The 20,751-nt window shown below is 53.9% G+C and carries 23 protein-coding genes; 14 read left to right on the top strand and 9 right to left on the bottom strand.

Annotated features, from left to right (window positions below; genetic code table 11):
- The first annotated feature begins 65 nt into the window (after positions 1 to 65).
- Positions 66 to 1,520, top strand: coding sequence for an amino acid permease (locus tag D889_RS0108175; RefSeq protein WP_010630681.1), 1,455 nt, complete (start codon positions 66 to 68; stop codon positions 1,518 to 1,520).
- 124 nt (positions 1,521 to 1,644) lie between these two features.
- Here D889_RS0108175 and D889_RS0108170 read toward each other — a convergent pair whose 3' ends face one another.
- Positions 1,645 to 2,208: an LOG family protein gene (locus D889_RS0108170; protein ID WP_010630680.1), complete on the bottom strand. Its 564-nt coding sequence runs from the start codon at positions 2,206 to 2,208 to the stop codon at positions 1,645 to 1,647.
- Positions 2,209 to 2,427: 219 nt separating this feature from the next.
- On the opposite strand from D889_RS0108170, the gene D889_RS0108165 reads away from it, so the two are divergent.
- Positions 2,428 to 2,757: a DUF1516 family protein gene (locus D889_RS0108165; protein WP_010630679.1), complete on the top strand. Its 330-nt coding sequence runs from the start codon at positions 2,428 to 2,430 to the stop codon at positions 2,755 to 2,757.
- Positions 2,758 to 2,804: 47 nt separating this feature from the next.
- Here the strand turns inward: D889_RS0108165 and D889_RS0108160 are convergent, their stop codons facing one another.
- Positions 2,805 to 3,998, bottom strand: coding sequence for an aminotransferase class I/II-fold pyridoxal phosphate-dependent enzyme (locus D889_RS0108160; protein WP_010630678.1), 1,194 nt, complete (start codon positions 3,996 to 3,998; stop codon positions 2,805 to 2,807).
- Positions 3,999 to 4,247: 249 nt separating this feature from the next.
- On the opposite strand from D889_RS0108160, the gene D889_RS0108155 reads away from it, so the two are divergent.
- Both D889_RS0108155 and D889_RS0108150 read left to right on the top strand, forming a co-directional pair.
- On the top strand, positions 4,248 to 5,507 hold the full coding sequence (locus D889_RS0108155) for a glycosyl hydrolase family 18 protein (RefSeq protein ID WP_018962267.1): 1,260 nt from the start codon (positions 4,248 to 4,250) through the stop codon (positions 5,505 to 5,507).
- A gap of 79 nt (positions 5,508 to 5,586) precedes the next feature.
- The gene (locus D889_RS0108150) at positions 5,587 to 6,465 is read left to right on the top strand and encodes an NAD(P)-dependent oxidoreductase (protein ID WP_141629367.1); all 879 of its coding nucleotides are present in this window, start codon (positions 5,587 to 5,589) and stop codon (positions 6,463 to 6,465) included.
- A 73-nt stretch (positions 6,466 to 6,538) separates the two neighbouring features.
- On the opposite strand, the gene D889_RS0108145 is transcribed toward D889_RS0108150, so the two are convergent.
- Entirely contained in the window at positions 6,539 to 7,108 is a 570-nt protein-coding gene (locus D889_RS0108145; protein WP_010630675.1) for a PilZ domain-containing protein, read from the bottom strand.
- A gap of 218 nt (positions 7,109 to 7,326) precedes the next feature.
- Here D889_RS0108145 and D889_RS0108140 point away from each other — a divergent pair, with 218 nt between their 5' ends.
- Positions 7,327 to 7,701: a DUF423 domain-containing protein gene (locus tag D889_RS0108140; protein ID WP_010630674.1), complete on the top strand. Its 375-nt coding sequence runs from the start codon at positions 7,327 to 7,329 to the stop codon at positions 7,699 to 7,701.
- Positions 7,702 to 7,739: 38 nt separating this feature from the next.
- Here the strand turns inward: D889_RS0108140 and gerQ are convergent, their stop codons facing one another.
- Together gerQ and D889_RS0108130 are read right to left on the bottom strand one after the other, a co-directional pair.
- Positions 7,740 to 8,258, bottom strand: coding sequence for a spore coat protein GerQ (gene gerQ / locus D889_RS0108135; protein ID WP_010630673.1), 519 nt, complete (start codon positions 8,256 to 8,258; stop codon positions 7,740 to 7,742).
- Between the two features lie 42 nt (positions 8,259 to 8,300).
- On the bottom strand, positions 8,301 to 8,723 hold the full coding sequence (locus tag D889_RS0108130; RefSeq protein ID WP_010630672.1) for a cell wall hydrolase: 423 nt from the start codon (positions 8,721 to 8,723) through the stop codon (positions 8,301 to 8,303).
- Positions 8,724 to 9,044: 321 nt separating this feature from the next.
- On the opposite strand from D889_RS0108130, the gene pta reads away from it, so the two are divergent.
- Positions 9,045 to 10,037, top strand: coding sequence for a phosphate acetyltransferase (gene pta, locus D889_RS0108120; RefSeq protein ID WP_010630671.1), 993 nt, complete (start codon positions 9,045 to 9,047; stop codon positions 10,035 to 10,037).
- A gap of 267 nt (positions 10,038 to 10,304) precedes the next feature.
- On the opposite strand, the gene D889_RS0108115 is transcribed toward pta, so the two are convergent.
- From D889_RS0108115 to D889_RS0108105, 3 genes are all read right to left on the bottom strand, one after another.
- Positions 10,305 to 11,192 carry a DMT family transporter gene (locus D889_RS0108115; protein WP_010630670.1) on the bottom strand — a complete coding sequence of 296 codons (888 nt, stop codon included), beginning with the start codon at positions 11,190 to 11,192 and terminating at the stop codon, positions 10,305 to 10,307.
- Between the two features lie 271 nt (positions 11,193 to 11,463).
- Positions 11,464 to 12,666, bottom strand: coding sequence for an FTR1 family protein (locus tag D889_RS0108110; RefSeq protein ID WP_010630669.1), 1,203 nt, complete (start codon positions 12,664 to 12,666; stop codon positions 11,464 to 11,466).
- Between the two features lie 160 nt (positions 12,667 to 12,826).
- Complete coding sequence (locus D889_RS0108105; protein WP_010630668.1) at positions 12,827 to 13,300, bottom strand: hypothetical protein; 474 nt, start codon at positions 13,298 to 13,300, stop codon at positions 12,827 to 12,829.
- A 176-nt stretch (positions 13,301 to 13,476) separates the two neighbouring features.
- On the opposite strand from D889_RS0108105, the gene D889_RS0108100 reads away from it, so the two are divergent.
- The 7 genes from D889_RS0108100 (at position 13,477) to D889_RS0108065 (ending at position 18,784) form a co-directional block, all read left to right on the top strand.
- Complete coding sequence (locus D889_RS0108100) at positions 13,477 to 14,439, top strand: CPBP family intramembrane glutamic endopeptidase (RefSeq protein WP_010630667.1); 963 nt, start codon at positions 13,477 to 13,479, stop codon at positions 14,437 to 14,439.
- Between the two features lie 132 nt (positions 14,440 to 14,571).
- Complete coding sequence (locus D889_RS0108095) at positions 14,572 to 15,351, top strand: hypothetical protein (RefSeq protein ID WP_018962263.1); 780 nt, start codon at positions 14,572 to 14,574, stop codon at positions 15,349 to 15,351.
- Positions 15,352 to 15,388: 37 nt separating this feature from the next.
- On the top strand, positions 15,389 to 15,766 hold the full coding sequence (locus D889_RS0108090) for a GntR family transcriptional regulator (protein ID WP_010630665.1): 378 nt from the start codon (positions 15,389 to 15,391) through the stop codon (positions 15,764 to 15,766).
- The gene (locus D889_RS0108085; protein ID WP_010630664.1) at positions 15,763 to 16,455 is read left to right on the top strand and encodes an ABC transporter ATP-binding protein; all 693 of its coding nucleotides are present in this window, start codon (positions 15,763 to 15,765) and stop codon (positions 16,453 to 16,455) included. Before D889_RS0108090 ends, D889_RS0108085 begins: the two co-directional genes overlap by 4 nt.
- Positions 16,445 to 17,377 (top strand): ABC transporter ATP-binding protein, encoded by a 933-nt coding sequence (locus D889_RS0108080; RefSeq protein ID WP_010630663.1) that lies wholly within the window; start codon positions 16,445 to 16,447, stop codon positions 17,375 to 17,377. The genes D889_RS0108085 and D889_RS0108080 overlap by 11 nt, the downstream gene beginning before the upstream one ends.
- The gene (locus D889_RS0108075) at positions 17,370 to 18,326 is read left to right on the top strand and encodes an ABC transporter permease (RefSeq protein ID WP_010630662.1); all 957 of its coding nucleotides are present in this window, start codon (positions 17,370 to 17,372) and stop codon (positions 18,324 to 18,326) included. Before D889_RS0108080 ends, D889_RS0108075 begins: the two co-directional genes overlap by 8 nt.
- Before the next feature lie 161 nt (positions 18,327 to 18,487).
- The gene (locus D889_RS0108065) at positions 18,488 to 18,784 is read left to right on the top strand and encodes a hypothetical protein (protein ID WP_010630661.1); all 297 of its coding nucleotides are present in this window, start codon (positions 18,488 to 18,490) and stop codon (positions 18,782 to 18,784) included.
- Between the two features lie 70 nt (positions 18,785 to 18,854).
- Here the strand turns inward: D889_RS0108065 and D889_RS0108060 are convergent, their stop codons facing one another.
- Complete coding sequence (locus D889_RS0108060; RefSeq protein WP_010630660.1) at positions 18,855 to 19,688, bottom strand: lipoate--protein ligase family protein; 834 nt, start codon at positions 19,686 to 19,688, stop codon at positions 18,855 to 18,857.
- A 201-nt stretch (positions 19,689 to 19,889) separates the two neighbouring features.
- On the opposite strand from D889_RS0108060, the gene D889_RS0108055 reads away from it, so the two are divergent.
- A complete protein-coding gene (locus D889_RS0108055) occupies positions 19,890 to 20,693 on the top strand; it encodes a GNAT family N-acetyltransferase (protein ID WP_238537527.1) in 804 nt (267 codons plus the stop codon).
- The last annotated feature ends 58 nt before the right edge of the window (positions 20,694 to 20,751 follow it).

Raw genomic sequence — 20,751 nt, 5'->3', positions numbered from 1 at the left:
GGCATTTTTTTATTTTTGTCTGTCCCATCCCGCATGTCTCCCGAATAAAAGAGAGGGAGAGAGCAATGCAACAAAGAGCAGAAGGGTCACATCATTTAAGGAGAGGCCTGAAATCCCGCCATCTGACGATGATCGCGCTGGGCGGGGCGATCGGAACGGGACTTTTTCTGGCCAGTGGGAATGCCATTTATTCGGCGGGTCCCGGCGGCGCCTTGCTCGCTTATGGTCTGACCGGTCTCATGGTTTTCTTCCTGATGACCAGTCTCGGCGAGCTTGCCGCCTATATGCCGACCAGCGGCTCGTTCAGCACCTACGCGACCCGTTTCGTTGATCCATCGTTCGGGTTTGCGCTCGGCTGGAATTACTGGTACAACTGGGCGATAACGATTGCCAGTGAGCTGTCGGCAGCGACGCTGATTATGAAATTCTGGTTTCCGCACACGCCGTCGTTTCTGTGGAGCGGTCTGTTTCTGGTCATTATTTTTCTGCTTAACGCGCTGACGGTCAAGGGATACGGCGAGTCGGAATACTGGTTCGCTCTGATCAAAGTCGCGACGGTTATTATTTTTATTATCATCGGTCTGCTGATGATTTTCCGGATTATGGGCGGCGGCGTCCCGGGCTTTGCGAACTTTACAACCGGAGACGCACCTTTCCACGGCGGGTTTCTGGCCGCGTTCGGTGTTTTCCTGGCTGCCGGTTATGCGTTCCAGGGTACGGAACTGCTCGGCGTCAGCGCCGGTGAAAGCGAGAATCCGGAGAAGAATGTACCGAAAGCGATGCACACCATTTTCTGGCGAATCCTGCTTTTTTATATTCTGTCGATTTTCGTGATTGCGATGATTATTCCTTATACAGACCATAATCTTTCGGTGACCGATGCCGTCATGGTCAGCCCGTTCACCCTGGTGTTCCAGAAGGCGGGACTCGCTATCGCCGCTTCGGTCATGAACGCCGTGATTCTGACCGCGGTGCTGTCGGCGGGCAATTCAGGTCTTTATGCGTCGACGCGTATTCTCTATGCACTGGCGAAAAAAGGGAAAGCCCCGCGCTTCCTCGGTTATGTCACCACCCACGGAATTCCGATCTGGTCGCTGATCATTACCGCAGCGTTCGGGCTGTTCGCGTTTCTCGCCTCCGGATTTGGCGACGGTCTCGTCTATAACTGGCTGCTGAGCGCATCCGGAATGTGCGGATTTATCGCCTGGCTCGGCATCGCCATCAGCCACTGGCGGTTCCGCCGCGCCTATGTCCGCCAGGGGGGCCGCCTCGAAGACCTGCCATACCGGGCTAAATGGTTCCCGTTCGGACCGCTGTTCGCTTTTGCCGTCTGCATGGTCGTCGTAATCGGCCAGAGCTTCGGCGCATTCTCCGGCGGTCAAATCGACTGGGGCGGGATCATCTCCGCCTATATCGGCATCCCGATTTTCCTCGCCATCTGGCTGATCGCCAAATGGAAGATGAAAGCACACCTGATTCCGCTGGAGAAGTGTGATATTTCGCGGATATCCATAAAGTGAACAAGTTGAAATAGCCGGAGCGGATGCTCCGGCTGTTTCATAGGTAGGAAGAAACACGGAAAGACTACCTGAGACGGTCTTGTGGCGTTCGAAAATGTTTTATTTTCCTCGGAAATCAGCTTTTTTAATAAGTCCTGATCTTGGGCGGTATGTAGCTGCTCATAAAATTTAAAATTTCATCCAGAGAATCAGAGAATAATAGTTTTTGCCGGTCAACTGCCGTCAGAAAGTTTTTATCGGTCATTTCATCAAACATTTTCTTCAATGGATGATAATAACCGGCAACATTGTAGAAGACGCAAGGATTCGGATTATCTCCGAGTCTTGCCCAGGAAAAAGCTTCGATGATTTCTTCCAGAGTTCCCGGTCCGCCGGGCAGAGCAATACAACCATCGGATAACTTCAGCATGGTTTGTTTTCGAATGGACATATCAGCAACGACGTTTAAGTCCGTCAAGCCATCAAAGGCGGCGCCCCGATCAAACAGTTCCTGAGGCATAACCCCATGGACCTGTCCGCCTGCCGACAGCACCTCTTTCGCCAGGAGGCCCATTAAACCGACACCGCCGCCGCCATAAACAAGCTCCAAATTGTGATCAACCAGCCAATCGGCTAGTTTAATTGCTGCCTCTTGATAGACCTTGTCATTTCCCGCGGACGCACCACAATAAACAGCTATTCTTTTCACGCTCCAACATCCTCGCTTCTCTAATTAGTTGAAAGCCGGTCTCACAAGCATTATTTGTCAGGCGCCGGTTGATTCTCGCTCCATTCGCATCGTTTCTGCCTTTTTTCATCCGCTGCCGCCGGAGATCGGGGTTCGTCCGGGCCTTTGCCGTGCACTAATGGTAAAATGGAACTGGCACTCGAGAATTTTATATCACCTTGAAACGGAGTGAACAAGATTATGGGACATGTTCTCTTGCAGATTCATAATATTACCTGGATCGTCATGGCTGTGCTGTTTCTCATCAGTCTGATCGCGTACCGGCAGAAGGCCTGGAGCATGGTGCTGCGTCTGACGTATGTCGTCATGCTCGTGACCGGTATCTGGATGCTGATCCGGACCCATTTTCCGATCGTGTACGACATCAAAGGCATTCTGGCGCTGCTATTGATTGGGCTGATGGAAATGGCGCTCGGCCGGCGGCAGAAACAGAAATCCGCCGCCCTGAGTCTCCTGTTTGTGGTCATCGATTTAATCCTGATCCTCCTGATTGGCTATAAAATCATCTAATGACGCAAAAAAGAGAGCTGCCCGGCTCTCTTTTTTTCTGAAAGAATTCATTCCCGCGTCGGTGCCATTTGCAAAATACCGGATGCCTTAATCCGTTCGGCCGCCTCACGCAGACGGTCTTCCGGCTCAAGCAGTCCGGCACGCACGTACTGGTCGCCGTTCTGGCCGAAGCCGATGCCCGGCGCCATGGCAACATGCGCACGCTCGATCAGTGCATCGACAAACGTTTCCGAAGTATACCCGTCAGGCACTTTGAACCAGCAGAAAAAGGAACCCTTCGGTGCGTCGACCGGCCAGCCGATCGTTCGCAGACTTTTGACGAGGACGTCGCGCCGCTTTTCATAAAGGGCGCACAGTTCACGGACGGATTTCTGCGATCCGCGCAGGGCTTCCGCGCCGGCATCCTGTACGGCACCGAACACATCGCTGTGGGCGAGATCGTGGAACTTGCTCAGCGACCGGATCAGTGAGGCATTGCCGACAGCAAAGCCGAGGCGCCATCCGGCCATATTGTACGTTTTTGAAAAAGTGTAGAGCTCAATGCCCTGCTCTTTCGCGCCCGGTGTCTGCAGGAAGCTGAGCGGCCGGTTGCCGTCAAAACCGAACGCGCCGTATGCCAGGTCGTGCACAACCGGAATCTCGTGTTCGCGGGAAAAGCGAACCGTGTCGGCGAAAAATTGCTGTGTCGCCACTGCGCCGGTCGGATTATTCGGGTAGTTCAGCATCAACAGCCGGGAGTGATCGAGGACACTTTTCGGCACTGCCTGGTAATCCGGCAGGAAACCATTCTCGGCCCGGATCGGCATGCCGTAGACCTTGGCATAGGCGAGCATCGGGCAAATATAATACATTGGATAACCAGGATCGGTAGTCAGCAGAATATCGCCGGGATTAAGCAGCGCCTGCGGCAGGGCGGCGATCGCCACTGTCGCACCGGCGAAGATGGTGATCTCCGTCTCCGGATTCAGTTTGACGCCATACTCACGCTTGTAAAACTCGGCAATCGCTTCCTTGAGATTGTCTTTTCCGCCATATGGGGGATACCCTTGATTCTCCGGCAGTCGTGTTGCCTGATCCATCGCCCGGACGATGGCATCCGGCGTCGGCTGGTCGGGGCTCCCTTTTTCCAAATGAATCAGATCAATACCGTTTCGAACAACTTTATCAATCTTTCGGTCAATATCGGCAAAATAATTCCCGGGCATCGCCTGAAGCAGCCGGGAAGCATGAAAATCAGTCATTAATTACATTCCTCCGTTTATCCGCAACCTGGCCCGGGTCAAGTGAACACCCGGGTCTTACACCTGTTTTCATCCTATCATACTCTAACAGATTTCTCTCCGTTCGGAAAAGGTCTGTTCCCCCTGTTTGTTTTCATCGGTAAAAACGGATTTCCGCTTCCGCACCTGTCGCCTGTTTCGGGAATAGGATGATGCGGGATGCCTTTTTTCAGGAAAAATGTGCGCCCGGAAAAAGGAGAGGGTGGGACGATGTTTGTATATGTTGTAAAATCAGGGGACTCGCTGTTCGGCATCAGCCAGAAGTTCGATGTCCCAATGGATACGTTGCGGTCGGTGAACGGACTGACAGCGACGAACGTAGTCATCGGGCAGGCACTGCTCGTTCCGGGGAGCGTGTATACGGTTCAGGCAGGAGACAGTTTCTGGACGATCTCCCGGGCGGCACATGTACCGCTGGAGGCGCTGATGCAGGCGAATCCGGGCATCCGTCCGGAAAGTCTTAAACCGGGCATGCGGCTCAATCTGCCGTCGATTGCGCGGCGGGTCGGAACGCACTTCAGTTACTCGCAGCTGCGGACACCGGCGGCCGACCGGGCGGTGATTGCTGATAATGCCCCTTATTTAACGTATATTGCGCTGTTTGAGACACACTTTAACTGGAACGGCGATCTGAGTCCGCTCAATGACAGCGCGGGTGTGCTTGCCGCCTGGCAAGGCAGGGTGGTGCCGGTACTGACGGTGACGAATCTGACCGAATCCGGATTCAATCCGGCGCTGGTGCAGCGCATCCTGAATACGCCGGATGTCCAGACCCGGCTGATTAATAATATGATCAATACGGCGACAACGCGGGGATACGGCGGCATCAATATCGATTTTGAAGGCGTGCCGGCATCGGAACGTGACGCCTTTGTTGCCTTCCTGCAGGCTCTGAAAGCGCGAACGGCCGCGGCGAACCTCAACCTCAGCATTGCGGTGCCGGCAAAGACCAACGATACAGTGCCCTGGGTGCGCGGCTATGACTATGAAGCGATCGGCGCCATCGTCGACCAGTTTTTTATCATGGCGTACGACTGGCATCATGCGGGCAGCGAGCCGGGCGCAACGGTGCCGATTGCCGACGTTCGGGCTACCGTCAGCTATGCGGCCAGTCTCATGGATCGCAATAAAATCATCATGGGTACACCCTTTTACGGCTATGACTGGGTCATTCCCTATTCGAGCGCGACGCCGGGCCGGGCGATCACCAACCAGGCAGCGATCAATCTGGCGATGGCCGAACAGGTGCCGATCTATTTTTCGGAAGCGGACCAGGCGGCATACTTTTATTACACCGACGACAGCGGGCGCAATCACGTTGTCTGGTTCGAAGATACGCGCAGTCTGTTCGCCAAGACGCGGATCGTCTACAATGAGCGGCTCGGCGGCATCGGGACCTGGCAAATTAATTTTGCCATGCCCCAGTATCCATGGGTGTTCACCCACTACCTGCAGATCCGCAAAGCCTGACCGGCCGCATATCGCGTGAATTCACCCGCTGTTCGTGCTATGTTGGGGACGGAGTAAATACCGAACAGTTCGAAAGCGAGTGACAGCCATGGGAGAAAAAGTGATCGGTTTTGTCGGAACAGGTGTGATGGGAAAAGGGATGATCCGTAACCTGATGAAGGCAGGGTACACGCTTCAGGTCTTCAACCGGACAAAGAGCAAGGCGGATGAACTGGTAGCCGAAGGGGCGGTATGGAAGGACAGCCCGGCCGCAGTGGCCGAGGGCGCCGACGTGGTGATTACTATTGTCGGCTATCCGAAAGACGTCGAATCCGTCTATTTTGACAATGGGATTCTTGATCACGCGGGAAAAGGCACGTATCTGGTCGATATGACCACATCTTCACCGCAGCTGGCGGAAAAAATCAGTGCGGCAGCAGAAGAAAAAGGACTGCATGCCCTGGACGCACCGGTCTCCGGCGGTGATCTCGGGGCAAAGAACGGCACCCTGTCGATCATGATCGGCGGGAAAAAAGAAGACGCCGATGCATTAAAACCGGTGTTCCAGGCCATGGGTCAGAAGATTGTCTATCAGGGCAAAGCAGGATCCGGCCAGCACACCAAAATGGCCAACCAGATTGCGATTGCCTCGAATATGATCGGTGTCGCTGAAGCACTTGCCTATGCGAAGCATGCCGGTCTCGACACCGATAAAGTGATGGAAAGCATTGCGACTGGTGCGGCCGGCAGCTGGTCGCTGTCGAATCTCGGTCCGCGGATGCTGAAGGGCGATTTCGAACCGGGATTTTATATCAAGCATCTGATCAAAGACGAGCGGATCGCCCTCGAGTCGGCCAAGGCGATGGGCCTTGAGACACCGGGACTTGCATTGTCCAAGAAAATCTATGACGACCTGGCTGCGGCCGGAGAAGAGAACAGCGGCACTCAGGCAATTTATAAAAAATATCAGAAAGACTGAAAGAGGAATTGCGGCTGTCGCAGCGGATCATGTTGCGGCAGCTTTCTCTTTTTTTGTGGCCTGTTCACGCGGCTCAGCGGGATGTCCGTTTCGGATGATTTCCCTTCTTTTCATCAAGATCCGTCTGATTGATCAGCGACTGAATCAGTGTTTCCTGCGCCGCTGTCAGTTCGGTAAACTGAACGCCGTAACGGACGTGGGTGTCGCCGGTCTTTTCTTCTTTTCGCAGGACCCGTCCGCTCAGCTGAAAGTGCATCGCTTTTGCTGTGAAGGTCACAGTGACGTCGACGCCGTGACGAATCGGGAAATCGAGCTTACTGGCAAATTTCATTCCGCCGACACTGAGGTCGAGCATCTCGCCGTCCAGTGTTTCGTTATTCAGAGGGCTCAGTGAAGATTCCTTGAAATCAACGATGCGGATCCGACATTTTTCGTGATTGAGACGGACTCGCCGGAATTTGCGCCGCTCTTTCAGCCGGAGCGTCAGTGCCCGGACCCGGGCATAATCTGATTTCAGTCCGTTGATTGTTGCCTCATCTTTTCGCAGCACGCGGCGGTAGTGATAATGGAAAATCAGACCGGCCAGCAAGATCATAAAAAGCATCACGCCGGCCAGGGGTACGAGTTGCCATACAGGGATCATGAGATGGGTATTCCTCCGTCAAAGGTCGGACGCGCGCAGCTTTCAGTAAGAATCATGGCTGCACGATCATACTGACCAAATTGTATCATGGTCTCACGCGTATGGCAGAAAAAAATTGACTGATTCTGGAAAAACGCCCCTCCTCCCTGGCACGTGCGGATCGGCAGATATGCTAGAATGGATGAAAGAAACGGAAAAATCCAGGGGGGATCAGCGATATGAAAGGGTTTATTGTAACAGGTGCTTTACTTGCATTCCTGTCCGTGGCATTCGGTGCTTTTGGCGCGCACATCTTAAAAAGTCACCTGAGCGCGCAGGCTTTGTCGGTCTATGAAACCGGGGTTCAGTATCAGATGTATCATAGTCTTGGCCTGATTCTGTTCGGGCTGCTGGCGCTCACCGTTCTCCACGGATCCGCGAGTCTATTGAGCTGGGCGGGCGGACTGATGATTCTAGGCATCGTTCTTTTTTCCGGCAGTCTCTATGCGCTCAGCATCAGCGGGATCCGTCTGCTCGGAATCATCACCCCGTTCGGCGGAGTGGCTTTCCTGGCCGCCTGGGCACTGGTCGCCATCGCGGCGATTAAGGCATAAGAAAAGCAGAACCGCTGCCGGTCCTGCTTATCTGAAGATCAGGGTCTTCCGCCCGGCTGTGCCGGAGCGAACGGGTAGCTGTAGTTCATCGTTCCTTCGAATGTCACATAATTAACGAAAACCATTGGAATCAGGAAACGGGTTTCGGAGGATGCATCTTTGATAATCACATGGTCCCGGCCGGCCGCTTCCACTGTTCCGGTGAAGACCTTCGCATTCCACTCGGTGTTTCCTTCAAACGTACAGTATACCGATGCCGTTTTGCCAAGGTTCAGCCGCAGAATATTTTCAATGTAGGATTGCTCGACAAAGACCGGTGCGGCCGGCGGCTGAGCCGGTCCCGGCGGTGGTGCAGACGGCGGCGCCGGAGCTGAAAAGGACGGAAAGGGAAAGGGCACGGCCTGCGGCGGCTGGGTCGGCTGGGCGATCTGTCCCTGAAACGGGAAAGATCCGGTCCCGGCCGGCGGCACCTGCTGTCTGGAAAAGTCGGGCTGTCCGTCGCCGGCGTTGAACGCGGCGCCGTACGGCCATCCCTCCGGTGGAAATTGCGTACTCATGGGAACCACACTCCTTCTCATAGTGATGGAACTGTTTCCGGCTCAATACACATTCGGGCACACAGACTGGGCGGGTGAAAAGAAGCAGTGGGCTTTAAAACGTCCGGTGTTCCACTGATCGTACCATTGGGCCGGACAATTGCCGGGCGGCTGAAAGAACCAGAGGGCGTTGGATGCCGGGTGAAAACGTTCACCATTGATCACCCGGCGAGCCAGACGCTTATCCTGAGACCGGGCAGCCTGATAGAAATACCCTTTTTGCGTGGCCTCAAAGCCGCCCGGACTTTGAAAGACCATCTGCGGGATACTGCGGATGCCCTTAAAGTCAAGACAATTTCCCAGCACCCGGTTCACGCCGACATTGCCGACCATCAGCATACCGAGCTGCCCGTCTCCCTCGGCTTCAGCCCGTATCAGGCGGGCGAGCAGTGCCAGATCACTGGATGAAGACTGAATCGCAGGCATAAGAGAATACAGACCCCCTTTATCAACAAAGGTTCATGACGGCTTGACGCCGTCCGAACGCGGAACAGCAGTCGCGGCACAACTATTAATATGCAGGCGGATGAAATTCATGCTGCGATGATGCATGATCGGCAAAATCGGACAGGCGGGAGGATCACCGTCGTCCCGGTCGGCATCATTCTGTGGCAAAGCGGTGAATGAATTGTAAACGGATACACGAATTGCAGGCCCGATTTTGGTATTCCTGCTGATTGACCGGTGTAATTAGTTTATACTGAATAGTAACAGCGACAGACGCTAATTATGGAGGCGAACCGCATCATGGCAGATTTGTTTGGGAAACTTGAATCCGAAATGAAGCAGCACCGGCTGACGATCGTTTTCCCGGAAAGCGGGGACGAACGGGTGGTCGAGGCCGTGAAACGAATGGCGGCCAACGGCGTTATCCGACCGCTTCTGATTGGAAAGGCTGAAGAAGCGGATGCAGCGTTGCAGAAACTTGCTGAAGAAGGAAAAATTTTATTCAGACATCCGGATACAGAAAAAAGCATGGATTATCTGGTCCGTGAACTGGTTGACCGGCGCAAAGGAAAAACGGACGAACCGACAGCCGGAAAATGGCTTCGGGACCCCGGCTATTACGGAACGATGCTTGTCTATACCGGGGATGCGGACGGCCTGGTCAGCGGCGCCGCACATTCCACGGCATCCACCGTCCGTCCGGCACTTCAGATTATTAAGTCGCAGCCGGGAAAACATCGGATTTCCGGATCGTTTATCATGGTTCGCGGGGATGAGGAATACGTCTTTGCGGATTGCGGTATCAATATTACGCCCGACAGTGAAACATTGTCTGAGATTGCCATTGAGTCGGCGGAAACGGCGAAACTGTTCGGCATCGATCCGCGAATTGCCATGCTCAGTTTTTCGACCAGGGGATCAGCCAAAGATCCGACGATTGATAAAGTCACTGAGGCAACGCAGCTGGTCAGGCAGAAGGCACCGGATCTTCCGGTCGACGGCGAGCTGCAATTCGATGCCGCCTTCGTTCCCGAAGTTGCGGCGAGAAAAGCACCGGATTCACCGCTTAAGGGCAGAGCCAATGTTTTTGTTTTCCCGAATCTTGATGCCGGCAACATTGGCTACAAAATGGTGCAGCGGCTCGGACATTTCATTGCCCTCGGGCCGATTCTCCAGGGACTGAATAAACCGGTCAACGATCTGTCGCGCGGCTGCAACGCGGACGACGTCTATAAAGTCGCCCTGATCACAGCAAAGCAGGCGCTTGCGGTGAACAGCCATCAGCACGCCTAACAGAAAGGTTTTGTGAAACAGAGCTGTTGTTTTCCGCTTCAGGCGCTCGCTTTCCGCGGGCGATCCGTGAGCCTCCCCGCTCGCTCTGCTCACTGCGGGGGTCTCACTTGGCTCGCTATTCCCGCACGAGTCTCGCACCTTCCGCTTCAAACAACAGAGGTAATTGACAAACACTAGTTTTTGACAAAACCGATAGAAGTCAGCAAACTCGGTAAATAAAGGAGCGGCCCTCTGCACAGAAGGGCCGCTCCTTTGGGTTAGCATCGGTTACGCAGTCTTTTCCGTGCTCGCCAGGGCAACGCCGGCCAGAATCAGCGCGCCGCCGAACACGAAGCCAGGCGACAGTTTCTCACCGAGCGGCAGCCAGCCGAGAAAGGTGCCGACGAGCGGCTGAAAGAACAGAAACAGTGAGCCGACACTCGCATCGATCAGCGATAAACCTTTATTCCACAAAAAGAAGGCGCCTGCTGTCGAAACGATACCCAGATAGAGAATGCCGATGATGACCGGGGCGCTGTTCAGATGAACGCTTCCGGCATTCCAGTCGCGGACCATAAACGGTGTGGTGAACAGCAGGGCGAACAGCATCGCATAAGCGGTAATCGTCAGTGACGGCAACTGTGCCGAAGCCATCCGGACAAAGACGGACAGCAGGGCCCAGGTGACGGCTGCGGCGACCAGAATCAGGCAGCCGAGGAAGTACTGACCGATCCGGTTGGGAATACCGATCGTGATCACGACACCGGCTGTGGCGGTCAGCAGGGCGACAAGCCGCCGCCAGGTGATCTTTTCTTTCAGCACAAGCCGCGCGAAGATCACGACAAAGGCCGGGGTCGCCGAGGTGATGATCGACCCGGTGTGGGCATCCGACCATTTGGTGCCGATGAACTGGCAGACGATCGAAACAAAATAGCCGATGAACCCGATCCACAGCAGCATCAGCCAACTGCGGCACGACAGGTGCTGCCGCCGTCCGGTGCGCAGCCATTGAAACAGCAGAATAAGAAACAGGACGCCCGCGCCGAGCAGATAGCGGATCCAGACCAGCGCAAGCGGAGAAACAAATTGCAGGACATATTTGCTGACCACATACATGCCGCCCCAGATGCCAGCGGCGACAGACAAATAAATGGCCCCGAAAATGGATTTATTCATGAACATTCAGCCCTCTCTTTATAGGAAATCAAAGCTTTTCCCGAGAAAGGGACATGCAGCAAGGTCAAGAAGCGGCTTGCTGTCCGGAATCCCCGCCTCAGAACGGGCGGGCCGGCTGATCATTTTCAAACAGATCGCTTCTCATTCGCATCCACCTCTCATCTTCATGTTTGTCTCTCATTATACAAGTTGGGCCGTACATTGTAACGGCTGTATCAATAAAAAAATCCCCCTCTCCGCAATGCAGGATGGGGGTCAGGAAATGCATGAGTTATTTAATTGCCCGGCGGTGGAAACCCAGCCTGGTTCCGCGAATAAAAATCAGGATGAAGGCCAGCAGCAGCAGTGCCTGTGGAATCGTACTGTACCAGGACGGGAAAATGCTCAGACCGCCCACCGTCGGCAGTGCTTCCGACAGACCTGACGGCAGCGTACCGGCCATTTGCAGGCTGTGAATGCCGGATCCGAGAAATTTAAAGCAGAGATAGAAGACAACAAGGCTTGAAATCAGAAAGAGCGGTTTGAGCGGGATCAGCGAGCTGGCTTTCAGCAGCACAAAGCCAAGCACGGTCAGGATGCCGAAACCGACGGCAATGCCGAGTACCAGCCGCGATGCCGGCATATGTCCGGCCAGCCCGAACAGGAAGATGACGGTTTCCAGACCTTCGCGCAGGACGGCAACGAAGGCCAGCATTGCGAAAACGATCATCCGCTGCTGACTGACTGCTTTTTCCGTCTTTGACCGGATGAACTGATTCCAGCGTTTAATATCGGCGTTCCGGTGCAACCAATAGCCGACATACAGAAGCATCAGACTGGCGAAGACGCCTGACCAGCCGTTGATCAGCATATTATTATGGCCGAATGCCGCGGCAGACAGGAGCAGCGACACGGCGGCGCCGATGGCAAGACAGACGGCAAAGGCCGCGCCGGTGCCGCTCCAGATCCATGCTTTCGCCCGGCGTGACTGCGCCCTTTTCGCAAATGTCAGCAGCGCGCCGATGACGAGTACGGCTTCGAGACCTTCGCGGATCGGAATCAGGGCTGCGTCCCAGATGCTGTACCCGGATGCGGCAAGCGGCTTCAGACTGTCGCTCATCCGTTCCGCAACCGAAATGGCTTTTTCCCGGGTATCCGCTTTAGCGGCATAGCCGCCCATCAGCCCGAGATCCTTTTCCGATTGCTCATAAACACTGTGCGACTGGCTGACGACGTCGCCTTCGACCGAAATCCAGTCCCGCTGCAGCTGTTTTACCTGAACGGCAGCCTCGTTCCATTTTCCGGCCTGCATCGACTGTCTGGCTTGATCAATCCGGTCGATGTAAGCCTGAAGATTTCCGTGGCCGGCTTTTTCCTGCGTCTCCGTGCCGGCAGCTCTGGCGGTATCTGCCGCCGGACTGATCAGGGGCAGAACCAGCAGAAATAAAATGATGAAAAGTGTGACCGGTCCGGTGATGAATCGGTTGACAGACATGAACTGTCCCTCCTATATAAATGGTACTGATAATCATTATCAACTATATGATTATCATAAGGGACACATAACAGGCTGTCAACAGTCATTTTCCGGATGAGGGAATGAAAAACGCGTTCCGGCAGACTCGTGTCGGAACGCGCCTTCAGGACCGGGAAAATCAGTCTTTCGGATGGAATCCTTCTTCAATCAGATACTCTGTGGCTTCTTTATAAGTTGTAAATGTGCCGTCAAGGAGTTCGCCGGCATAAACATTCCAGAGCTCGTTTTCATAAATGATCTCAAGGGTCTGACGGTCGCGGTTCGTCCAGATCTGGTGATCGACACCGTCCGCGGTCCGGGCTTCATAGACGCCCTCCGGAGACAGGGTGTGGATCGATTTGGCAATAATCGATTTCAGTGCGTCTTCGCTGAAATCACGGATATTGACCAGACCTTTTTTATCTGCCGAATAGCCGTCGATGCCCCTGGCATAGACATAACCATTACCGTTCGGATGGAGATGATACACGACATTTTTCTTCTCTGAGGCACTGCCGGGATATTGAAAGTTAACGCGTCCGAGCGACACTTCTTTTTTCTCAAGTTCAGGAAAGGATTCGATGATCGCCAGTTTCTGCTGATAGTCTAGCATGAATCGACAACAACTCCGTGTTTGGATTTTCTTCGCTACATTATAGCATACAGCGGGCGGTCAGTGAAAACGGCCGGCCCGAAGAACAGCTGGAACGCGCAAAAAAAAGATTGACAGCTGCTCCGGATGCGGGGAACATGCTAAGTAGGAAAGCAAACAGCCGGGAGGAGATCACAATGACGGATGCACGCCGCAGGCAGCGGAGGGCTTTTAAAAAGCACATACGGGGCCTTGGTCTGGCTCTGATTTTTCAGATGGCCGTGATGGTGGCCGTTGTTTTCATCGCGATGATCGTTTCCGCCGTTGGTTTGCTGATCACGCATCCCGGTCTGAGCGAACATGCCTTTGAGACGCAGATCACCGATTTGTCGGAGCAGAGCGGGATCCCGATGATTCTGGCGGTACTGCTCGGGTTCCTGCCGGTCCTGATCTACCGCCGGAAACGGTTTTTCACAGAGGATCTAAAGGCAACCGGAGAAAAAATAACGCTTAAGGTTGTCCTTATAGGGTTCGCCTGCGTGCTCGGGGTGAACATGCTGCTGACACCGCTGTACGTTCCGGCGGAGTGGCTGCTGAACCGGATCGGTCTGACCGCCGCACCTTCGGAGGATGTGCTCGGCAGCGCCCAGACGCTCTCGATGTTTCTGTATGTCGGATTCATCGCACCGCTGTTTGAAGAGTTTCTCTATCGCGGCGTCGTCCTGCACAGCCTCCTGAAATTCGGCAAGCCGTTTGCCATCATCGGTTCGGCACTGCTGTTCGGCCTGATGCACGGCAATATTGTCCAGATTCCGCTCGGTATCGGCATCGGCCTGGTCCTCGGCTATCTAGCGATGAAATACTCCGTCTGGCTGACCATTATCCTGCATATGGCGAACAACCTGACGACCGAACTGCTCTCGAGGATGCCCGACAATCTGCTGTCCGTTCTGCTCTATGCAGCGATGTTCGCGGCACTGATCACGGCCGTCGCGGTCATCTGGATCCGGCAGCGCGCGCAGCTCGCTGTGACGTGGCATGAACTGCGTGCTGTCCTGCCCGGAAAAAGGCTATGGTTGTATTTCTTTACTTCGATACCGATGATGATTCTGCTGCTTGGCGATCTCATCCAGGCCGCCCTCGGCATCAGCAGAATGTGAACATCAAAGACATGAACCGAGGTGGTCAGCAGACAGACGTTCCTGGAAAAAGCTTTCTGTCTGTTGACATCTTTTTACACCTAGTGTACTATAATACTCATACAGTAATACAAAAATAATGGAGGTATGATGATGACCGCTTGGACGGCATTACTTAAAAAAGAACTGCGGCTCGGGAGCCTGGCCTTTTTCATCTTTCTCGGGTTTGAACTGGCACTGATGGCGCTTGGCATTTTCATTCAGTTCCGCTTTGAATCTGCACCGCAGCATGTTGCCATTTTCGTGATCGGCATGATGCTGATCGGCGCCCACTTTCTCTATTTAATCAGTTATCTGCTGGTGAACATGATCTCGGAGCGCAAGACGTTCCATCTGTGGCTCCATAACCCGCTTCCCGGCTGGTCGATGCTCTCGGCCAAAATCCTGAGCGGGCTGATCTATCTGACGGTGTCTCTGGTCGTTGCCGGATCCTACGCGCTGATCGGGTTCTCGCTGTTAAACAGCACCGCGCATCTGGATCGTTACGTCCATGTCGCCCGTGCGGCTGTGCTGCTTGTCGGATCGCTTTACTGGGTCAGCATCTACAGCGGGATTGTGCTGATCTTCTTATGGCTGGTCCTCCGCTTTTTCCGCTCCCGCGTGGGGAAGTGGGCCTGGCTGATTCTGCTGGGCGGCATCGCCGCATTTATTTATGTGACGACCAGGCTGAGCCAATGGGGTGTCTTTGACTTTCTGACCAACTGGGGCAGACTGCCGGATTCCTTTACCCGCTACTGGATTCTGACCGGAAATGCTCCGAACCTGCAGATCGGATCGTTTTACATCGGGAATTTCGTCTTCGATCTGATCATCATGGTGATTCTGTTTACTTTCTCCTCCTGGCTGATGGACCGCAAGCTGGAGGTGTCCTGAATGAAGATCCGGAAACGGTGGAAGGAGGCTGAACCTGATGGGTGATCCATTCAATGCCTCATCCCCGATCTATCTGCAGTTGTGCGAACGCATTAAAAACAAGATGGTCCGCGGCGAGATCCGGCCGGGCGACCGGCTGCCCTCGGTCCGTGACTTTGCCATTGACTCAGGGGTTAATCCGAATACGGTTCAGCATGCCTATCGCGCGCTGGAAGAGACGGGCATTGTTGAGAAGAGGCGCGGCCAGGGCACATTTGTTACTGAGGACAGGGAAATCCTGCAGCGGATGCGCAGCGGGCTGAGATCACGGCATATTTCCGCCTTCGTCCAGGAGATGAGTGCGATGGGCTGCTCTGAGGCAGAGATGCTGGAAGGCATCCGGCAATTTTTCAAAACGAAGGGGGAACAACTGTGATCCAGCTGGAAAATGTATCAAAACGTTATCTGACGAAAAAAGCGCTGAATGCGGTCAGCCTTCAGATTGAACCCGGGCACATCATCGGTCTGATCGGTTCGAACGGCAGCGGCAAGTCGACCACGCTGAAACTGATCGCCGGCCTGATTCAGCCGACGGCAGGCACGGTGCTCGTCGACGGCAGGATCGCCACCAGGAGGATCTGCGACAAAGTGGCCTATCTGTCCGAACTCGACAGTTACTATTCTTTTTTCACGGTGAACCAGATGGTCGATTTTTACGCGCAGACGTTCCGTGATTTTGACCGGAAAAAGGCAAAGAATATGCTCGATTTCATGAAACTCAACGGGACCCAGAAAGTGAAGCATCTGTCGAAAGGCAACCGCGGCCGCCTGAAGATCGTCGTGACCCTGTCGCGGAACGTGCCGTTTGTGCTGATGGACGAACCGCTGTCGGGCCTGGATCCGATCGTTCGCCGGTCGATTGTGAAAAGCCTGATTTCCTTTATCGATCTCGGAAAACAGACGGTGATTCTGACAACGCACGAACTTCAGGAAATCGAACCGCTGCTCGACCAGGTCATTTTAATCAAAAACGGGGGAATCCTGGCTCAGGAGAATGTGGACGATCTTCGCAGCCGGGAAAACCTCAGCCTGACAGACTGGATGGTGAAGCACTATGGCGAATGAACCGAAGAAGCCGGCGGTGGTACTTGAACACGTGACGAAAAAGTTCGGCCGGAAAACGGTGATTGACGACCTTAGTTTTAAAATATACGGCGGCGAAGTATTCGGTTTTCTCGGACCGAACGGAGCCGGCAAAACGACGACCATCCGGATGATCGTCGGCCTGATGCGGATGACCCGCGGCAATATTTTCATTCAGGGGCACAGCGTCAAGGGTGATTTCAGGCAGGCGATGCGGCAGGTCGGTGCGATCGTCGAAAATCCGGAGATGTACAAATTTCTGACCGGCTATCAGAATCTGGTACACTACGCGCGGATGATTCCCGGGATCAGTAAAGAACGGATTGGGGAAGTCGTGAAGCTGGTAGACCTCGAAGAACGGATCAATGAAAAAGTAAAAAAGTATTCACTCGGTATGCGGCAGCGGCTCGGACTCGCGCAGGCGCTGCTGCACCATCCTTCCGTATTGATTCTTGATGAGCCGACCAACGGCCTTGATCCGCAGGGCATCCATGATCTGCGCAACTATCTGCACGACCTGTCGCGCCGTGAAGGCGTTGCCGTCATCGTGTCCAGTCATCTGCTGTCGGAGATGCAGCTGATGTGCGACCGGATCGGGATTATCCAGAAAGGGAAACTGCTCGGTGTGGAAACGGTCAGCCAGTTCATGGAAGAAGGCGGCGGAAAGGTTCGCTTCACGGTCAACGACGGAGCGAAAGCGGCTCAGACGGTCAAGGATAAACTCGCACTGAATCCGCTAACTGTGCTGACCGATGCCTTTGAACTGGCCATTGCCTATGAAAAAATTCCGGTCGTGGTTGACACGCTGGTCAACGGCGGGACCAGAATTTACGGTGTGGAATCGGTCACACAGTCGCTCGAAGACCGGTTCCTCGAAGTGACGGGAGGAAAGCAGCATGACTGAATTTTTTCGCTTGATCCAGAATGAAAACATGAAAATTTACCGCCGACAGTCGGCCAAAGTAATGCTGATTCTGCTGCTGGGGCTGATTCTTGCAGCAGGGCTGATCGTCAAAACCAGTCAGCCGGCACCAAAAGAGAACACGCACTGGAAGCAGGAACTGGTGCAGCAGAATCAAGTGCTTGAAAAGCAGCAGACCCAGGTGGGCGGCAACCGTCAGGCGATCAACCAGATTAAAAAAACGATTGCGCTGAATCAGTACCGGATCGACCATAACCTGAAACCGTCAGGCGGTGAAACGCTGTGGGGCTTTGTATCCGGCGCGGCCGGCAATACTGTGCTGCTGATCAGCATCTTCACGATCATCGTCGTGGCCGGTTCAATCGCCAGCGAGTTTGACACCGGCACGATTAAACTGCTGCTGATCCGGCCGGTTTACCGGACGGAAATCCTGCTGGCCAAATATCTTTCATCACTCTTATTTGCTGTGCTTTGTCTCGTTCTCCTGTTTCTGTTTTCCTGGCTCATCGGCGGCCTGTTTTTTGGTTTCGACGGTGCCGCGGAGGCCCATCTCAGTTATACAAGCGGTGTCGTGCATCAGACCAGCTGGACGCTGGCGGTCTGGAAGGATTATCTGCTGAACGGCGTTTCCCTGTTCATGATGGTTACCGTGGCCGGGCTGATTGCCGCCGCGTTCCGTAACGGGGGCCTGGCGATCGGGCTGTCGATTTTCATGATGATGGGTTCATCGATCATCGTCACCCTGCTGAGCGGATACAGTTGGGTCAAGTACGTACTGTTTGCCAATCTTGATCTGACGCAGTACGCTTCGGGTACGCCGCTGCGCAGCGACATGACGCTCGGTTTCTCGCTGGTCGTACTGGCTGTTTACTATGTCGTGATCGCACTTGCCGGCTGGCTGTTTTACACTCGCCGTGATATCAAAGCGTGAGCAGGACGGTCTGCCTGTGTTTTGTAATTCTTCTCACAGATGCTTAAATTTCACCAAACTGGGAGATTGTATTCAGGGAAAGTTCATAATGAACAGGTAAGTTAAAGATATCCGAAGAAGCAATTGTCGGAAATCGAATGAATCTTCCGAGGCGGACAATCATGAAAAACATCTTTTCGTTTAAAATCTATGCAGCGGCATTCCATGTCCGGCAGATGATCCGCTTCTATCTCTATTGTGAAAAATTGAAGCAGACAATGTATATTTATGGAAAAAGAAAAGTGGATCAGATTCATCAGCTGCCGGAGCTGCTCTCCATTCTGATCGACAATCTATCCCATGATGAAGAATGCCTGGTCGTCGTTGAAGGCAGCCATGCCGGACAAATGAAAAAAATACTGGCGGGCATTCGCCGGCGCATCGACGCCGGAACAGCCGCCGTCCGTCCTGCTTATTAAATGGCGCAGCAGATTAAAAAGCAGAGCGGCGGAAAACAGGCCGGGACGCAAAAGTCGTCTCCGGCCTGTTTTACATTTGCTCGTGTTCGAATACTTTTTCGTTCCGCCGGATCATCCGCTCATAGTAGCTGCCGAACAGCCGGGTTTCCTGCTCGGAAAGCGGCGTGCTGGCAAGCTGTCCGAACGTACTTAACGACCGGATGATGGTCTCGGTCAGCCCGGATACCGATATTTTTCTGTGACAGAGTTCCTCAAGGGAGCCCATCACTTCGGGTTCAATGTGCGGGTAGTGAAAGCGTGTCGGCTGACCGCGCAGGCCTTTTTTGTAAAAGGCGCGGATCAGTTCCGCCCGTTTTGGTCCGCTTCCGTCCACGCACAAATAAATCTGGACGGCGACGCCTTTCCGGACACGGCGCTGCGAAATTCCGGCAAATTTCCGCCCGCCGATGCTGAGATCGTAGCGCCCGGGACAGTAGGATCCGGAAACTTCGCCGGGCACGCAGGAAACGCCGTAGACCGTCAGTACATGGGAGATGAACTCGGCCATGGCCTGAAACGGTTCATCGATCGACAGCAAACCGTCCCTCTCGGAAAAGATCAGCGACAGGTTCAGTACGCCGCTGTCCAGCACAACGGCCAGTCCGCCCGAATTCCGGACCAGATACCGGAACCCGGCCTGTTTCAGCACGCCAAGTGCATCATGGAAAAAGGGGAGACGGGTATCCTGAGTGCCAAGCATGATCGTCCGGTCGTGCACCCAGAGACGGGCCGCAGCGGGCGACTGACCGGAACCGACCGACTCGCACAGCGCATCATCGAGCGCAAACGACTGGCGGCCGTCGAACGAACTGCCGAGTGCAGACTGGTCGATCATTCGCCAGACCGGCTGGCTGAGCAGAGACATGCTGGATCGCATCCTTTCCTTATCGTTAATTATAACAGGACCTGTCCGTTGTCAGTGATACGGCGGTTTGCTTTTTTACGCGGATAAGGTGACAATCTATTGACACAGCGATGTTTCTTTTGAAGCATTTTTCCCGGAAAGATATACTGAATCTTGAAAAGTTAAGAAGAAAGCAGTATGGCAGAACAGGAGGGAATATTTGTGATTCGCAAACTTGAAGAAAAAGACAGGGAAACTGTACTGGCGTTCGTCGGCGACCGGCCTTCAGAGAATGTATTCATCATCGGAGATATTGAACAGTTCGGATTCGGCAGCCGCACGGTTTCCTTGTGGGGCGATTTTGATCAGGACGATCATCTTCGGTCGATGCTCCTCCGGTTCGCCGGGAATTTCATTCCTTATGCCAGAGATCCGAAGCAGTTCGACGGGGAAGCGTGGGCCCGGCAGATTGAACAGACCGGCCGTCTGAAAATGATTTCCGGTTTGAAAGAGTTGACAGATAAACTGACACCATTCATCACCCGTCCGGAGAAGCAGCGCAAGCTCTGCTACTACGCAAGGCGTGAGAACGTTCTGCCGCTGGACGGTGATGCCAGGATGCGCGAGGTCAGAATGCTGTTTCCTGAAGAATCGGATGCGGTGATCCGGCTCTGGTCGGAGATTCCGGAGTTTACCGGATCCATGGAGACAGCGGAAACGCTCCAGAAGAATATGGAAAATGGTTTTTCCAGAACCTACTATATTGAAAAAGATGATGCGCCGGTCAGTGCAGTGTCGACCACGGCGGAGACGGCCAGCGCGGCGATGATCGTCGGCGTCTGTACGAAGAAGGCCTATGAGCATCATGGCTTTGCAACGGCCTGTCTGAGAAAAATGATCCATGTCCTCAAGTCAGAACACAAGCAGCCCTGCCTTTTTTACGACAATCCGGAAGCCGGTAAAATCTATCGGCAATTGGGTTTTGTGTCGATCGGCTTATGGGCCATCACCAGTTTCATCAGTTGATCAGGGTGAAAATTAATTTGACAAACAGACAGAGTTTAGCCTAGAATATTTTTACACG

Source organism: Sporolactobacillus vineae DSM 21990 = SL153 (assembly GCF_000377985.1).
GTDB classification, from domain to species: domain Bacteria; phylum Bacillota; class Bacilli; order Bacillales; family Sporolactobacillaceae; genus Sporolactobacillus; species Sporolactobacillus vineae.
The sequence above is the reverse complement of the archived record's forward strand: the minus strand, read 5'-3'. Positions and strand labels throughout refer to the sequence as shown.

Bases quoted from the DNA above. Each gene is read 5' to 3' on its own strand.
- D889_RS0108090 (WP_010630665.1), top strand. From the start codon at position 15,389: ATGGGTGATCCATTCAATGCCTCATCCCCGATCTATCTGCAGTTGTGC.
- D889_RS0108065 (WP_010630661.1), top strand. From the start codon at position 18,488: ATGAAAAACATCTTTTCGTTTAAAATCTATGCAGCGGCATTCCATGTC.
- D889_RS0108080 (WP_010630663.1), top strand. From the start codon at position 16,445: ATGGCGAATGAACCGAAGAAGCCGGCGGTGGTACTTGAACACGTGACG.
- D889_RS0108110 (WP_010630669.1), bottom strand. From the start codon at position 12,666: ATGTCTGTCAACCGATTCATCACCGGACCGGTCACACTTTTCATCATT.
- D889_RS0108155 (WP_018962267.1), top strand. From the start codon at position 4,248: ATGTTTGTATATGTTGTAAAATCAGGGGACTCGCTGTTCGGCATCAGC.
- D889_RS0108165 (WP_010630679.1), top strand. From the start codon at position 2,428: ATGGGACATGTTCTCTTGCAGATTCATAATATTACCTGGATCGTCATG.
- D889_RS0108145 (WP_010630675.1), bottom strand. From the start codon at position 7,108: ATGATCCCTGTATGGCAACTCGTACCCCTGGCCGGCGTGATGCTTTTT.
- D889_RS0108105 (WP_010630668.1), bottom strand. From the start codon at position 13,300: ATGCTAGACTATCAGCAGAAACTGGCGATCATCGAATCCTTTCCTGAA.
- D889_RS0108115 (WP_010630670.1), bottom strand. From the start codon at position 11,192: ATGAATAAATCCATTTTCGGGGCCATTTATTTGTCTGTCGCCGCTGGC.
- D889_RS0108095 (WP_018962263.1), top strand. From the start codon at position 14,572: ATGACCGCTTGGACGGCATTACTTAAAAAAGAACTGCGGCTCGGGAGC.
- gerQ (WP_010630673.1), bottom strand. From the start codon at position 8,258: ATGAGTACGCAATTTCCACCGGAGGGATGGCCGTACGGCGCCGCGTTC.
- D889_RS0108060 (WP_010630660.1), bottom strand. From the start codon at position 19,688: ATGTCTCTGCTCAGCCAGCCGGTCTGGCGAATGATCGACCAGTCTGCA.
- pta (WP_010630671.1), top strand. From the start codon at position 9,045: ATGGCAGATTTGTTTGGGAAACTTGAATCCGAAATGAAGCAGCACCGG.
- D889_RS0108140 (WP_010630674.1), top strand. From the start codon at position 7,327: ATGAAAGGGTTTATTGTAACAGGTGCTTTACTTGCATTCCTGTCCGTG.
- D889_RS0108130 (WP_010630672.1), bottom strand. From the start codon at position 8,723: ATGCCTGCGATTCAGTCTTCATCCAGTGATCTGGCACTGCTCGCCCGC.
- D889_RS0108075 (WP_010630662.1), top strand. From the start codon at position 17,370: ATGACTGAATTTTTTCGCTTGATCCAGAATGAAAACATGAAAATTTAC.
- D889_RS0108160 (WP_010630678.1), bottom strand. From the start codon at position 3,998: ATGACTGATTTTCATGCTTCCCGGCTGCTTCAGGCGATGCCCGGGAAT.
- D889_RS0108100 (WP_010630667.1), top strand. From the start codon at position 13,477: ATGACGGATGCACGCCGCAGGCAGCGGAGGGCTTTTAAAAAGCACATA.
- D889_RS0108175 (WP_010630681.1), top strand. From the start codon at position 66: ATGCAACAAAGAGCAGAAGGGTCACATCATTTAAGGAGAGGCCTGAAA.